Source organism: Vibrio sp. ED002 (assembly GCF_023277445.1).
Classification (GTDB): Bacteria; Pseudomonadota; Gammaproteobacteria; order Enterobacterales; family Vibrionaceae; genus Vibrio; species Vibrio jasicida.
In genome coordinates this window covers 2,785,237-2,800,860 of the sequence record NZ_CP080238.1, presented here as the reverse complement: position 1 = coordinate 2,800,860, position 15,624 = coordinate 2,785,237, and the positions used below count along the sequence as shown (strand labels likewise).

The window sequence follows — 15,624 nt, the reverse complement described above, 5'->3', positions numbered from 1 at the left end:
ACTTTTAGTTAAAACGCTCGATGAACTTCATCGGGCGTTTTGTATTTTAGAGCTGTATGTGGCCTCTGTTCATTATAGAGTTTCACCGACTCAGCAACCATTTTCTTAGCTTCATTCAAGTCGTTCGGCTTAGTCAGCAAGTACTCCATCTTTAAAATACCATTTACTCTTTCAGCTAGAGCATTTTGATAGCAGTCGTATCCATCAGTCATAGAGCATGTCACGTGATATTTTCTGTGTAGTGACTGATATTCCTCAGAACAGTATTGAATACCTCGGTCAGAGTGATGAATAAGCTCGCCCTCATATAGCCGCTCTTTCAAAGCCTTCAGGAATGCACTTTTAACGGCTGGCGTCTTCATATTATCATCTAGATGATACCCAACTATCTTCCTCGAGTAGGCGTCAGTGATTAAGCTGAGATAAGTATTTCCCGCTCGTGTTGCCAAGTAAGTGATATCAGCGACCCATAACTGCTCCGGTTTATTTGGAACCATGCCCTCTTTGATTCGGTTTGGATGGCAGTGGAACCGGTGATGGCTGTTTGTTGTTCGATGATAAGCCCTACGATTTAAGACCAACAGTCGATGCTGTTTTAGCAACGAAAACAGACAGTCTCGCCCTATATCAATGTTATTCTGACTGAGTAAGTACTTGAGCTTTCGAGTTCCTAATCGAGGATGTTGAATCCTTTGCTCTTTGACGAACCCAATGACAGATTGCTCTTTCTGAGTTCGCTGAAGCTCGAGCGCGTAGCGTTTGTAAAACGCCTGCCGAGTAATCCCGATGAAGTGGCAAGCTTTAGTTACTGTGAGCCTTTTGACCGTTTTTCCTTAATAACTCGGCTTTGCGCTTCTTTGAGATTCGGACACCGAAATCCCTATCCATTACTTTTACGACAGCCTCAAAGAAGTCCGCTTTCAGTTGAGTTTCTTCAAGTTGTTGCTCGAGTTCTTTTATCCGTTGTTCTGGAGTTTGAGTAGAAGGAGAATCAGGCATGCCATTACCTACTGTGTTTGGTTTCTCTATTCCTTTAGACCAATTTAGCTGACCGTGCTTACGAAGCCAAACTAAGACAGTAGATCGGCCTTGTATCCCGTATCGCTCTTGAGCTTGTTTATAGGTCATTTCACCTTTTTCTACTTGGTCAACAACCGTCAATTTAAAGGCAAGAGAATAATCTCGTTGGGTTCGTTTACTCGTTGATTTCATGACATTCTCCAATTTCATGTTGGAAATGTGTCAACCTTATTTAGGACGGTACAATGAAAATAAAAAAGCCGCGAAATTCGCGGCCTTTTAAATGCAATCTTGAAGACTCTACTTAGAACGGAATGTCGTCGTCGAAGTCCATTGGTGGCTCGTTGTATTGCTGCTGTGGTTGCTGCGGAGCCTGTTGTTGAGGTTGCTGCTGTTGCTGTGGAGCGTTGTACTGCTGCTGAGCTGGTTGTTGAGGCTGACCCCAACCGCCTTGCTGTTGCTGCTGTTGACCACCCATAGGAGCGCCACCTTGAGCACGACCGCCTAGCATTTGCATTACACCGTTGAAGCCCTGAACAACCACTTCAGTAGTGTAACGGTCTTGACCACTTTGATCTTGCCATTTACGAGTTTGAAGTTGGCCTTCAACGTAAACTTGAGAACCTTTACGTAGGTACTCACCTGCTACTTCCGCCAACTTGCCGAATAGTGCAACACGGTGCCACTCTGTTTTTTCGCGCTGTTCGCCAGTCGCTTTATCACGCCATGACTCAGAAGTCGCAATCGTAATGTTTGCAACTGCACCGCCATTAGGCATGTAACGAATTTCAGGGTCGTTACCTAGATTCCCCACCAAAATAACTTTGTTAATTCCACGGCTGGCCATGATGTGCTCCGTTTCACTCTGGATATATATGTAAAATTTTAGCGCATAAGAATACACGCTTTGATGTTTTGATTAAAGCCTAATCCCATTGTGGGTTGTCATTGAAAGTTGTGGAATCGAAATCTCACTTCAACTCCAAGGCGTAGCATTTTTGATTCGTTTTGCAGACATCGTTTCGTGAACCTTTGAATCTCAACGCATTTCTTATTGAACCCTATGGCTCTGATTTATGTTTGATGCCAACGTATTCAGCGTTATGAATTCAAGGAGAAAAGACCGCGTGAAAAAATCGGCTTATGCGAGAAAACTGTTTCTGATCAGCATGGAAGACCATGCAGAGAAAAAAGTTGAAGACTTGGTCAAATACACTGACATTGATATTCCAGTGATCTCCACCGAAGCGCTTATGGAAGCCAATCCCAAACATCGTAATAAGATCTTAATGATCGATTTCAGTGAGCACAAATCCTTGGTTCAGTCGATTAAGAACCTTCCGTTAATATGGAAAAACTTTGAGACCGTCGTATTTAACGTCCCTAAGCGTTTAACCACAGATGAACTATTAGCGTTTGGTCAATTAAAGGGAGTCTTCTACCAAGAGAGCTCACTTGAGCAAATCGGAGAAGGGCTAAAAGGCATCGTAAACGGCCAAAATTGGTTGCCACGAAACGTAACCAGCCAACTTTTACATTACTATCGCAACGTCATAAACACACATACTGCGCCCGCTACTGTCGATTTGACTATTCGTGAACTGCAAGTATTACGCTGCCTTCAAGCAGGTGCATCAAATAATCAAATGGCTGAGGAGTTGTTTGTTAGCGAATTCACCATCAAGTCTCACTTGTATCAGATTTTCAAAAAACTGTCGGTTAAAAATCGCGTGCAAGCCATCGCTTGGGCTGATCAAAACTTGATGTCTTAACCAGCAGAGCAGCACAAAAATAATTAAAGGTGTGTTGCTCATGCTTCTTTGCACTTCCTGTCTCACATTTTTTCCTACTTAATTCATGATTCATATGCCGCTCTCATGTTAAAGTGTCGCTCAGATTCTTTATTAAAAAATTGAGAAAGGATATTCCCCCAATGATTAAAAAATGTCTGTTCCCTGCGGCGGGCTATGGTACGCGCTTCCTTCCGGCGACAAAGTCCATGCCAAAAGAGATGATGCCTGTAGTGAACAAGCCGCTAATTGAATACGGCGTTGAAGAAGCGATTCAAGCTGGTATGAATGGCATGTGTATCGTAACAGGTCGTGGCAAACACTCGATCATGGATCACTTCGATAAAAACTATGAGCTTGAGCACCAAATCAGCGGCACTAACAAAGAAGAACTGTTAGTCGACATTCGTGAAATCATTGACTCAGCTAACTTTACTTACATTCGTCAACGTGAAATGAAAGGCCTTGGCCATGCGATCCTAACGGGTCGTGAACTGATTGGTGACGAACCATTTGCCGTTGTACTTGCGGACGATCTTTGTGTGAATGAGCAAGAAGGCGTACTGGCTCAGATGGTGGCGTTGTTCAAACAGTTCCGCTGCTCAATCGTTGCGGTTCAAGAAGTTCCAGAAGAAGAAACACACAAATACGGCGTTATCTCAGGTGAGATGATCAAAGATGATATCTACCGCGTAGACGACATGGTTGAGAAACCAGAGCAAGGCACAGCACCAAGTAACCTAGCGATCATCGGTCGTTACATCCTGACGCCAGATATTTTCGAGCTAATCGAAAATACTGAACCAGGCAAAGGCGGTGAAATCCAAATTACTGACGCACTGCTTAAACAAGCAAAAGCAGGCTGTGTATTGGCGTATAAATTCAAAGGTCAACGTTTCGACTGTGGTAGCGTAGAAGGCTACATCGAAGCAACGAACTACTGCTTCGAAAACCTTTATCTAAAGGATGAGAAAAAATCAGAGCTAGGTAAGCACGCAACTAAGAAAGAAGCGTAATCATACCCAAACTATTGATTATAAAGCCTGACTAACCGTCGGGCTTTTTCTTACTGTTTTTTTGTCCAGTATTCCCTTTGCACATTTCTCACACTATGTAATACTTGCGTGACTTGGTTATACATAGAGCAAAAACGATGGATAAAATAGAAGTTCGCGGTGCCCGCACCCATAACCTCAAAGACATCAACCTTACGATCCCCCGCGATAAACTGACTGTTATCACTGGTTTAAGTGGTTCTGGTAAATCTTCTCTCGCTTTCGATACCTTGTATGCGGAAGGCCAGAGACGTTACGTTGAGTCATTATCCGCTTACGCTCGTCAGTTTTTATCTCTTATGGAAAAGCCAGATGTCGATCATATCGAAGGCTTATCTCCGGCTATCTCCATCGAGCAAAAATCGACGTCACATAACCCTCGCTCAACCGTCGGTACCATTACGGAAGTCTACGACTATCTGCGCCTGCTTTACGCTCGTGTTGGTGAACCTCGCTGTCCGACTCATCATACGCCGCTTGCCGCTCAAACCGTCAGCCAAATGGTCGATAAGGTTTTAGAGTTGCCTGAGGGCAGTAAAATGATGCTCCTTGCTCCTATCGTAAAAGAGCGAAAAGGTGAGCATGTTAAAACGTTAGAGAACCTCGCAGCACAAGGTTTTATTCGCGCACGCATCGACGGTGAAACCTGTGATCTTTCCGATCCTCCGACACTAGAGCTACATAAAAAACACACGATTGAGGTGGTTGTAGATCGCTTTAAAGTGCGTCCAGATTTGCAGCAACGTTTGGCAGAATCATTCGAAACTACATTAGAGCTTTCTGGTGGTATCGCAGTTGTTGCGCCAATGGATGGCGACGGTGAGGAAGTAATTTTCTCAGCAAACTTTGCCTGCCCACTTTGTGGTTACAGTATGCAAGAGCTTGAGCCTCGTTTGTTCTCATTCAACAACCCAGCTGGTGCTTGTGGCACTTGTGATGGTTTAGGTGTACAGCAATATTTCGATCCTAGTCGAGTGATTCAAGATGACTCGCTCAGCTTAGCGCAAGGGGCAATTCGAGGTTGGGATCAGAAAAATTACTACTACTTCCAAATGCTAACAGCCTTGGCGGATCATTATGGCTTTGACCTTCACGTTCCGTTTAACTCCTTACCGAAGAAGACCCAAGACATTATTCTTAAAGGTTCTGGGCGTACCGAGGTTGAGTTCAAGTACATTAACGATCGTGGTGATATCCGCGTTAAACGCCATCCATTCGAAGGAATCCTAAACACCCTTGAGCGTCGTTACCGCGATACCGAATCAAACTCAGTACGCGAAGAGCTTGCAAAATACATCTCAACCAAATCTTGCTCAAGCTGTGGTGGCACTCGTTTACGCCTTGAAGCTCGCAATGTTTTTATTGCCGATACAACATTGCCAGAGATCGTTGAACTCAGCATTGCGGATGCATTGGATTTCTTCCATACACTGAAGCTAGAAGGTCAACGCGCTCAAATCGCTGAAAAAGTGATGAAAGAAATCAATGACCGTCTGCAGTTCTTGGTTAACGTTGGTTTGAACTATCTAAACTTGTCACGCAGTGCAGAAACCCTCTCAGGTGGTGAGGCGCAACGTATTCGTCTAGCGAGCCAAATTGGTGCTGGTTTAGTGGGGGTAATGTACGTTCTGGATGAGCCATCAATAGGCCTCCACCAGCGCGATAATGAACGCCTATTGAAGACCTTGACCCATCTACGAGATTTAGGCAATACGGTATTAGTTGTTGAACACGATGAAGATGCTATTCGTTGTGCTGACCACGTAATCGATATTGGTCCCGGCGCAGGAGTGCACGGCGGTAACGTGGTCGCGGAAGGTACGATGGAAGACATCATCGCTAACCCGAACTCACTAACGGGTCAGTACTTAAGTGGCGCAAAAGAGATTGCGATCCCAACCAAGCGCACACCACGAGATCCAAAGAAAACGGTTGAGTTACTGGGCGCTACTGGTAATAACCTTAAGAATGTCGACCTTTCGATTCCAGTTGGTTTGTTTAGCTGTATTACGGGCGTATCAGGCTCAGGTAAGTCGACTCTGATCAACGATACCTTCTTTAAGATTGCTCATACTCAATTGAACGGTGCAACAACGGCGCACCCTTCACCTTATAAATCGGTCAAAGGTTTGGAGCATTTCGATAAAGTTATCGACATCGACCAGAGCCCAATAGGTCGAACGCCACGTTCAAACCCAGCGACTTACACGGGTATTTTTACCCCGATTCGTGAGTTGTTTGCAGGCACACAAGAATCGCGCTCTCGTGGCTACAAGCCGGGCCGTTTTAGCTTTAACGTGCGTGGCGGTCGCTGTGAAGCATGTCAGGGTGATGGTGTAATCAAAGTAGAAATGCACTTCCTACCCGACGTCTACGTTCCTTGTGACGTATGTAAGGGTAAGCGCTACAACCGTGAAACACTTGAAGTGCGTTACAAAGGCAAGACCATTGATGAAGTACTGGAAATGACTGTAGAAGATGCACGTACCTTCTTCGACCCTGTCCCAGCCATTGCTCGTAAACTGCAAACGCTAATGGATGTAGGTTTGTCTTACATTCGCTTAGGTCAGGCAGCAACCACGCTCTCTGGTGGTGAAGCACAACGTGTGAAACTAGCACGAGAACTCTCTAAGCGTGACACAGGTAAGACCTTGTACATTCTGGATGAGCCAACAACGGGCCTGCACTTCCACGACATTCAACAATTGCTGACCGTTTTACACCGCCTGCGTGACCACGGAAATACAGTCGTAGTTATTGAACATAACCTTGATGTCATTAAGACAGCAGACTGGATTATCGACTTAGGACCAGAAGGCGGCCAAGGTGGTGGTGAGATAATTGCACAAGGAACACCAGAAGATGTGTCTCAGATCGAAGGTTCACACACAGCTCGCTTCCTTAAGCCTATGTTGAAGTAGAAAAAACAGGTAAAGTACAAAGACCAGCCATTGCTGGTCTTTTTTCATTCAAAACAACACAATAACTATGGCTACTATACACGTCAGTGGAACCAAGCTTTCTCCAGGTAAAGTGCAAGTTCCTCTTAATCGCAAGTTCCTCATCACGCTAGCAGCACTCTTTTTGCTGGCGATGCACTTTTTTATGCCAAATCCGGGCGGTTCAGGGCTCGCATTGTCTTTTAACGCAACCACGTGGATGGCGTTCAGCTTTGCGCTCGGGATCGGCTGCTACCAACTTGCGACCAACCGTGTATTACGCTATTCCAAATTAACGATTGGTCTGTTGATTAGCTGCATCATCATGACATTGCCTATCTTTTATCCAAATGCGGATAGCGCACTGGCAGCGAATAAATTAATTGGCCTGTGGTGCGGCATGCTGTTTTTTATTGTGTTGCAGCAATTCCATTTCAGTAACAAACATCGCCAACGTTTACTGTGGTTTATCGTTCTTGCGGCTGTGATAGAGGCTCTATTTGGCCTCACTCAATACCTTTACCTCAAGCCAGGTAACGTATTTGGGTACGACACTGTTGCTAATCGTCCTTATGGTATATTCCAACAGCCCAATGTCATGGCGAGTTTTCTTGCGACAGGCTTAGTGATCGCAAGTTATCTGCTTGTCCGTCAACCTTATAAATATTCGCGTAAGCTTAGCGATATCTATCTGCTTTATGCTGTGCCAGTACTTACCCTGCCGCTGATTGTCGCATTGGCATCTCGAACAGGGTGGCTTGCTTCTATCATCGCGATCCTATTAGTCATTCCGTACATGTACCGCTTCGCAACTAAAGCTAGGTTCGTACGTTGGGTAGTTGCAATGGCAACAGGTTTGGCTTTATCTATTGTGATCATGCAGATCGCTTTTCCTGATGGTAGCGGATTAGCCAGTGAAAAAGTGAACATGGAATCTCCGAGAGCTTACACCTTCCCACAAACGCTCGATATGGTGATTGAAAAACCATTTACTGGTTACGGTTATGGTAAATTTGAATCGGAATACATGCTCTATACGGCTCGCCAACACGCTCTAAATGAGAGTTACCCTGCGGGTTTACCATCGATGGATCACCCACATAATGAACTCTTATATTGGTCTGTAGAAGGCGGGTTGTTACCAATCTTGGGGATTTTCCTCGCGATGGCGTTAGTGCTACACCGAATCTATCAGGCCAAACGAGGGACACGTCTAGCCTTACTCGCCCTCTTCATCCCTATCATCCTCCATTCACAGCTAGAGTATCCGTTTTACCACTCGCTGGTGCATTGGATCATCTTCATAATCCTACTGTACTGGGTTGACCAGCGAGTCTCTCGCTACCGTCAGGCACCTTTTAGCCGAGTGACTAAGAGTTTACTTCGTGTTTGCAGCTTAGTAATTCCAGTCGTATTCAGCTTTTATATGGTGAGTGCTCTGCATACCAACTACGTATTAACTAAGTTTGAGACCACGCGCCCAACCAATCCGGACATCCTGAATCAGGTGACAAACCCTGTAGTTTGGAAAGATCGTTTCGACTGGGATGTATACAGTACTTTCTTGAATATTGGATTGTACAAGCAAGATCCAAGCTTGATTCAGCCTTACATTGATTGGTCTTTGGAGATAATTAAAGATAAGCCCCGTCCAGCGTTCTACAACAACCTAATCCTTGCATATCAAGGACTGGATGATACGAGCAAGGCAGAACAAATCCGTGCAGAGGCACAATTCTTGTTTCCTAAGGTTGATTTCAGTGGCGTCAATTATCAACCGCCTTCTCAAGCCGTATCAGCTTCACCAACGCCAACTTCTGGTGCTGATCAATAAACATAAAAAAGCGAAGGGATGACCTTCGCTTTTCTTTATCTCGTTGTCGAATCATTTTACTCAGTCAGCGATTCTTCTAAAGCACGCAAACACAAAGCAACATTTTCAGGTCGAGCACCATAGCCCATCAAACCAATTCGCCATGCTTTGCCGGCAAGCGCTCCCAAGCCCGCACCAATCTCAAGGTTGTAGGTTTCAAGGAGATGATGACGCACTTTAGCTTCATCAATGCCCTCTGGAACATAAATCGCGTTAAGTTGTGGTAAGCGGTACTCTTCTTCTACCACAAATTCAAAACCCAACTTCTGTAATCCTGCTTTTAGCTTCTCATGCATCAATTGATGGCGTGCCCACGCATTTTCTAAGCCTTCGTTCTTCAGAATAAGTAGTGCCTCATGAAGTGCATATAAGCTGTTCACTGGTGCTGTATGGTGATAGCTGCGTTTGCCCTCTCCACTCCAGTAACCTAATACTAAGCTTTGATCCAAGAACCAGCTTTGAACCGGTGTCTTTCTGGCTTGAATCTTCTCTATGGCAGCAGGAGAAAGCGTCACAGGTGATAACCCCGGTACACACGACAAACACTTCTGACTTCCTGAGTACACAGCATCCAACTGCCACTCATCAACCTTAAGAGGCACACCACCGAGTGATGTCACCGCATCCACAATCGATAATAAACCGTATTGTTTGGCTAGCTTACTCAGCGTTTGAGCATCACTTACTGCCCCTGTCGATGTTTCTGCATGAACAAAAGCAAGGATCTTCGCATCAGGGTTCTGCTTTAACGCTTCTGCAACTTTATTAACCGATACTGGCGTGCCCCACTCATCATCCACAACAACGGCTTCACCACCAGCACGGATTACGTTTTCACGCATGCGCTCACCGAAAACACCATTGCGACAGACGATAACTTTGTCACCCTTTTCAATCAGGTTGACGAAACACGTTTCCATGCCCGCACTGCCCGGAGCAGAAACGGCGATGGTGAATTCGTTCTCAGTTTGGAAGGCGTATTTGAGCAGTTGTTTTAGCTCATCCATCATCGCAATAAAAAGCGGGTCTAGATGGCCAACCGTTGGGCGGCTCAAGGCTTGCAAAACTTGAGGTGAAATATCAGATGGACCAGGTCCCATCAGAATACGATGCGGGGGAATAAAGCTTTGGATCGGCATGTCAGCTCCTTGATTGCAGTCATTCATCCTGAGCGTTATAAAAATTCTATTTAAAAGGTTGGCTCAGGTATCGAACTTTTCACCCTAATAGATTTTTTCTCTATCGGCAATTAGCCCTAAGTATAGAGGTCAAACCACTGTCACAAATTCGTTAATAAAAACTTTCATTCTGGTTGGAGATATTGGTTGACATTGTGACAACAAAACCGTTCAATGTTTGAGCTTTATGCAGAAGAGGAGCACTGCCCAGGCAGGTGATTTGTGGAGCCGCAATTCCAATACCAATCACTCAGGGGGAGTAGTGCCGAGGTAAGTCAAAGTTGCAGGATTTGGCTTATCGGTTGACTTGGGTTGAGTCCCATCAACTGTCATCAGCGCAGTCTGATGAAGGGCTTCTGAGGGTAAATTTTCAAATTACATTCTAAATACCTCTCTATTTTCTCTGTTCCTTTCCTCACCAAAAACATTGGATGTATTGGCAACCAATTGATGTTGTTATTTTTTAGGAAGTCGTGGGAGAACGCAGTGAGCGCATTTAACGTAGCAAAATTCGGTGGAACCAGTGTTGCCAACTTTGAGGCAATGAGCCGTTGTGCCACCATTATAGAAAACAATCCAAATACCCGCCTTGTCGTGAGTAGTGCTTGTTCTGGCGTGACCAACCTTTTGGTCGAACTAGCAAACGGTGTTCAGGACCAAGAACATCGCGCTAAAGTGCTGCAAAAATTAGCCGACATTCATGAATCAATTTTATCTCGATTAGAAGATGCTACTAAAGCGGCTGCCGAGGTTTACGAGATTCTAGATACAGTCACAAGCCTTGCAGAAGCGGCCTCTATTCAAGCAAGCACCAAACTGACTGACCATTTAGTGGCATGTGGCGAGCTGATGTCGACTCATATTCTTGCTCAGTTAATGCGTGAAAGAGGCATCAACGCCGCTCGTTTTGATATTCGAGATATTTTAAAAACAGATGGCAACTTTGGCCGCGCAGAACCACAACTAGCAAGTATTTCAATGCTAGCGCAAGAACAGCTGGTTCCTCTTTGCCAAAAACATGTCGTCATTACACAGGGCTTTATTGGCTCAGATGAAGAAGGCAACACCACAACATTAGGTCGCGGTGGTAGTGACTACAGCGCAGCTTTGATTGCTGAAGGTGTTAAAGCGGCAGGCCTAGAAATCTGGACTGACGTTCCGGGCATTTACACTACCGACCCACGGATTGCCCCCAAAGCGTCACCAATTCCTGAGATCAGCTTTAGCGAAGCATCAGAGATGGCAAACTTCGGCGCGAAGATCCTTCACCCTTCTACTCTGGTACCAGCACTCCGTCACGATATTCCGGTCTTCGTTGGCTCTTCTAAAGAGCCAGAAAAAGGTGGTACGTGGATTCGACACCAAGTAGAGAGCTCACCGCTATTCCGAGCACTTGCTCTTCGCTGCAATCAAACTATGGTCACTCTGCGCAGCGTGAACATGTTCCATGCTTACGGATTCTTAGCGAAAGTGTTCGAGATCCTAGCTAAACACAAAATCTCAGTGGACTTGATCACCACATCTGAAATCAGTGTGTCACTCACTCTCGATCAAACAGACACATCAGGTGGTGCTCCACAGCTACCACAGGCAGTACGCGAAGAGCTCGAAGAATTGTGTACAGTAGAAGTTGAGCACGACCTCTGTTTAGTCGCTCTGATTGGTAACAACATGAGCGAGAGCAAAGGCTACGCTAAGCAAGTCTTCGGAACACTAGAGGACTTCAACTTACGTATGATTTGTTACGGTGCAAGCCCACATAACTTATGTTTCCTTGTTCATGAGTCTGTATCACGACAAGCTATTCAGAAACTGCACACAGAGCTATTCGAGCAATAATCGCTACTAAATACTCTGGACGAATAAAACAAAGGGCTGCACGTAGCAGCCCTTTTCTTTTGCGTGTGGATCGATTTAACCGTTAATGTTTGGACCGAGCCACTTTTCAGCCTCGATCCTATCCCAGCCCTTGCGATCAGCGTAACTTAGCATCTGATCCTCTTGGATCTGAGCGATCGCAAAATAACGTGAGTCTGGATGGGAGAAGTACCAGCCAGAAACAGAGGCTCCTGGATACATCGCATAGCTCGAGGTCAAAGACATACCAATATTCTCTTCAACATTCATCAATTCCCAAAGAGGTCCTTTCTCGGTATGTTCAGGGCATGCTGGATAACCCGGAGCAGGTCGAATACCTTGGTACTTTTCACGAATTAGGTCTTCATTAGAGAGTGCTTCTTTTGCCGCATAGCCCCAAATTTCTTTGCGTACTCGTTCATGCAGACACTCAGCAAATGCTTCTGCCAGACGATCCGCAACCGCTTGAATCATAATAGCGTTGTAATCATCGCCTTGTGCTTTGTATTCATCTGCGAGTTCACGCTCACCAATTCCACCAGTCACTGCAAATGCGCCAATCCAATCTTTTTTACCCGACTCTTTCGGAGCAACATAATCAGAAAGGCAATAGTTGAACCCTTTTGGTTTCTCGGTCTGCTGACGTAAATTGAGCAAAACTTTCGCTACTTCGGTACGTGATTCATCTGTGTAGACTTCGATATCATCACCAACACTCGCCGCGGGGAACAAACCACACATACCACGAGCCTTAAGCAATCCTTCACGTTCAACTCGATCCAGCAAATCATTTGCATCTTTAAACAAACGCTTCGCCTCTTCGCCAACCTCTGAGTGTTTAAAAATGGTCGGGTACTTACCAACGAGAGACCACGTCATAAAGAAAGGCGTCCAATCGATATACTGACGCAATGTCGCAATATCGAAGTCGTCAAAAACATGGATACCTGGCTTAACGGGTGCTGGCGGTGTGTAAACGTCCCAATCAATAGCAACCTTATTGGCACGAGCTTCTTCTAAAGTGACCGGCTTGGTTCTTGGCTTTTTGCGGTTGTGTTGATCACGGACACGAACGTAATCCTCATCCAGCTTCTCCACAAACGCAGGACGAAGTTCATCAGACAACAATGATGTACATACTCCAACCGCCCGCGAAGCATTATTCACATACACCACTGGGTTCTTGTAGTTTTGTTCAATCTTAACCGCAGTATGCGCTTTTGACGTCGTTGCACCGCCAATCAAGAGTGGCAAATCAAAATCAAGACGCTCCATCTCTTTTGCTACGTGAACCATTTCATCAAGAGAAGGGGTGATAAGGCCTGATAAACCAATAATGTCGACATTCTCTTCTTTCGCTACTTTGAGGATCTTTTCGCACGGTACCATGACACCAAGGTCAATGATTTCGTAGTTGTTACACTGCAAAACTACACCAACGATATTCTTGCCGATATCGTGAACGTCACCTTTCACCGTCGCGAGCAAGATTTTGCCATTCGATGAGCCCGCTTGCTTTTCTTTGTTAATGAAAGGCTCAAGGTGGGCAACCGCTTGTTTCATTACACGAGCAGACTTAACAACTTGCGGAAGGAACATCTTACCTTCCCCAAACAAGTCACCAACCACGTTCATGCCATCCATGAGAGGGCCTTCAATCACTTCTAATGGCTTAGAGGCATTTAAACGGGCCTCTTCTGTGTCTTCGACAATAAACTCCGTGATGCCCTTTACCAGCGCATGCTCTAAACGTTTTTCTACTGGCCAAGTACGCCACTCTAGAGCAGAAGCATCTTCTTCTTTGCCAACACCCTTTCCTGCGTATTCAGCGGCGATATCAAGTAGTCGCTCAGTTGAATCATTACGACGGTTGAGAACCACATCTTCTACCGCTTCACGCAATTTGTCAGGAACGTTATCGTAGATTTCTAGCTGACCCGCGTTAACGATACCCATGTCCATGCCATTTTTAAAACAGTGGTACAGGAATACCGCATGAATCGCTTCACGAACATAGTTATTACCGCGGAATGAGAAGGAAACGTTAGAGACACCACCAGAGATCATCGCATGAGGTAAGTCGCGTTTAATATCAGCCACCGCTTCGATGAAGTCCACTGCGTAATTGTTGTGTTCTTCAATACCCGTCGCGACAGCAAAAATGTTTGGATCAAAGATAATGTCTTCTGGCGGGAAGCCAACTTCGTCAACAAGGATTCGATACGCATTGGTACAAATTTCAAGTTTACGTTCTCGTGTTTCCGCCTGACCAAGTTCATCAAATGCCATCACAATAACGGCCGCACCATAACGACGGATCAACTTCGCTTGTTCAACAAACTTCTCCCTCCCTTCTTTCAAAGAGATAGAGTTAACAATGCCTTTGCCTTGAATACACTTCAAGCCAGCCTCGATAACCTCCCACTTAGAAGAGTCAACCATGATTGGTACTTTTGATATCTCTGGCTCAGATGCACATAGATTAAGGAAGCGAACCATACAGGCTTCAGCATCCAACATACCTTCATCCATGTTGATATCGATAATCTGAGCCCCGTTCTCTACTTGTTGACGAGCTACTTCAAGGGCTTCATCGTAGAGCTCTTCTTTGATCAGGCGTTTAAAACGAGCAGAGCCAGTTACGTTCGTGCGCTCACCCACGTTGATAAACAAGGTTTCTTTTTCAATCGTTAGTGGCTCAAGACCTGATAAGCGGCAAGCAACGGTAAGATCAGGTAACTCTCGAGGCTTCACCCCCTCAACTGCCATTGCCATGTGACGGATGTGTTCTGGTGTCGTACCACAACAACCACCAATTAAATTTAAGAAACCACTCTCTGCCCACTCTTTAACATGTTCAGCCATATCTTCAGGTGAAAGGTCATATTCACCAAATGCGTTCGGCAAACCCGCATTTGGATGAGTAGAGAGAAAGGATTCAGATATACGTGATAACTCTTCTACATACGGTCGCAATTCGTCAGGCCCAAGTGCACAGTTCAAACCGAACGAAAGAGGATTCACATGGCGTAACGAATTATAGAAAGCTTCGGTTGTTTGCCCAGATAGTGTTCGTCCAGACGCGTCCGTAATCGTGCCTGAAATCATAACTGGAAGTTTAAATCCTAGCTCTTCAAAGACGGAATCAACTGCAAAAGCACAAGCTTTGGCATTCAACGTATCAAAGATCGTCTCGATCAGAATAAGGTCAGAACCACCTTTAATTAAGGCGTGAGTTGACTCGGAATAAGCTTCAACTAGCTCATCAAACGAAACATTACGATAACCTGGGTCATTTACGTCAGGAGAGATAGAACAAGTACGGTTGGTTGGGCCAAGTACACCGGCAACATAACGCGGACGGTCAGGAGTCTTTGCCGTCCATTCATCAGCGGCTTCACGGGCCAGCTTAGCAGCCGCGAAGTTAATCTCTTCACTGAGACCTTCCATATCATAATCCGCCATCGCGATGGTCGTGGCGTTGAAGGTATTGGTCTCTAAAATATCAGCACCTGCTTCTAAATAAGCAGTGTGTATCTCTTTTATCAATTGAGGCTGACTAAGCACCAACAAATCGTTGTTGCCTTTTAGATCGCAATGCCAATCGGCAAAGCGCTCTCCTCGATAATCTTGCTCTTCAAGTTTGTAACCCTGAATCATGGTGCCCATACCACCATCGATCAGAAGAATACGTTGCTTTAACTGAGCTTCAATCTGTTGTCTTACATTACTTCCCACAGTACAGCCTCATTCCTTTTGTTATTTCTCCATCCTATCACACAAGCAACAGGAGTCTAGACGTCTAAAATAGGAATTGTAATTATTTTGTATTGTCTCGAGTTACAAAATAATCACGAAAAAATGTTTGCTATTTAGACAACATCGGCCGAGAATTCCATTCATAAAATGTTA

The 15,624-nt window shown here is 45.2% G+C and carries 9 protein-coding genes and 1 riboswitch; of the genes, 5 read left to right on the top strand and 4 right to left on the bottom strand.

Going from position 1 to position 15,624, the window contains the following annotated elements; all coding sequences use genetic code 11:
• Positions 1-8: 8 nt before the first annotated feature.
• A protein-coding gene (locus tag ITG12_RS12990; protein ID WP_248873087.1) for an IS3 family transposase occupies positions 9-1,212 on the bottom strand; the annotation gives its coding sequence in 2 pieces (ribosomal slippage) (positions 9-831 and positions 830-1,212; 1,206 coding nt in all).
• A gap of 112 nt (positions 1,213-1,324) precedes the next feature.
• Complete coding sequence (locus ITG12_RS12985; protein ID WP_038864580.1) at positions 1,325-1,867, bottom strand: single-stranded DNA-binding protein; 543 nt, start codon at positions 1,865-1,867, stop codon at positions 1,325-1,327.
• A gap of 280 nt (positions 1,868-2,147) precedes the next feature.
• On the opposite strand from ITG12_RS12985, the gene ITG12_RS12980 reads away from it, so the two are divergent.
• From ITG12_RS12980 to ITG12_RS12965, 4 genes are all read left to right on the top strand, one after another.
• Positions 2,148-2,792: a LuxR C-terminal-related transcriptional regulator gene (locus tag ITG12_RS12980; protein ID WP_038864583.1), complete on the top strand. Its 645-nt coding sequence runs from the start codon at positions 2,148-2,150 to the stop codon at positions 2,790-2,792.
• A gap of 161 nt (positions 2,793-2,953) precedes the next feature.
• The gene (galU, locus tag ITG12_RS12975) at positions 2,954-3,826 is read left to right on the top strand and encodes a UTP--glucose-1-phosphate uridylyltransferase GalU (protein WP_038864585.1); all 873 of its coding nucleotides are present in this window, start codon (positions 2,954-2,956) and stop codon (positions 3,824-3,826) included.
• Positions 3,827-3,963: 137 nt separating this feature from the next.
• Entirely contained in the window at positions 3,964-6,786 is a 2,823-nt protein-coding gene (uvrA, locus tag ITG12_RS12970; protein WP_248873125.1) for an excinuclease ABC subunit UvrA, read from the top strand.
• 67 nt (positions 6,787-6,853) lie between these two features.
• Positions 6,854-8,638 carry a PglL family O-oligosaccharyltransferase gene (locus tag ITG12_RS12965; protein ID WP_248873124.1) on the top strand — a complete coding sequence of 595 codons (1,785 nt, stop codon included), beginning with the start codon at positions 6,854-6,856 and terminating at the stop codon, positions 8,636-8,638.
• Positions 8,639-8,694: 56 nt separating this feature from the next.
• Here the strand turns inward: ITG12_RS12965 and ITG12_RS12960 are convergent, their stop codons facing one another.
• Positions 8,695-9,816 carry an alanine--glyoxylate aminotransferase family protein gene (locus tag ITG12_RS12960; RefSeq protein WP_104029705.1) on the bottom strand — a complete coding sequence of 374 codons (1,122 nt, stop codon included), beginning with the start codon at positions 9,814-9,816 and terminating at the stop codon, positions 8,695-8,697.
• Between the two features lie 224 nt (positions 9,817-10,040).
• A riboswitch (Lysine riboswitch) is annotated at positions 10,041-10,219 on the top strand.
• Between the two features lie 122 nt (positions 10,220-10,341).
• Here ITG12_RS12960 and lysC point away from each other — a divergent pair.
• Positions 10,342-11,694 carry a lysine-sensitive aspartokinase 3 gene (gene lysC / locus ITG12_RS12955; RefSeq protein ID WP_038879751.1) on the top strand — a complete coding sequence of 451 codons (1,353 nt, stop codon included), beginning with the start codon at positions 10,342-10,344 and terminating at the stop codon, positions 11,692-11,694.
• A 75-nt stretch (positions 11,695-11,769) separates the two neighbouring features.
• On the opposite strand, the gene metH is transcribed toward lysC, so the two are convergent.
• The gene (metH, locus tag ITG12_RS12950; protein WP_104026797.1) at positions 11,770-15,450 is read right to left on the bottom strand and encodes a methionine synthase; all 3,681 of its coding nucleotides are present in this window, start codon (positions 15,448-15,450) and stop codon (positions 11,770-11,772) included.
• Positions 15,451-15,624 lie beyond the last annotated feature (174 nt).

Bases quoted from the DNA above. Each gene is read 5' to 3' on its own strand.
- ITG12_RS12985 (WP_038864580.1), bottom strand. From the start codon at position 1,867: ATGGCCAGCCGTGGAATTAACAAAGTTATTTTGGTGGGGAATCTAGGT.
- galU (WP_038864585.1), top strand. From the start codon at position 2,954: ATGATTAAAAAATGTCTGTTCCCTGCGGCGGGCTATGGTACGCGCTTC.
- uvrA (WP_248873125.1), top strand. From the start codon at position 3,964: ATGGATAAAATAGAAGTTCGCGGTGCCCGCACCCATAACCTCAAAGAC.
- ITG12_RS12965 (WP_248873124.1), top strand. From the start codon at position 6,854: ATGGCTACTATACACGTCAGTGGAACCAAGCTTTCTCCAGGTAAAGTG.
- ITG12_RS12960 (WP_104029705.1), bottom strand. From the start codon at position 9,816: ATGCCGATCCAAAGCTTTATTCCCCCGCATCGTATTCTGATGGGACCT.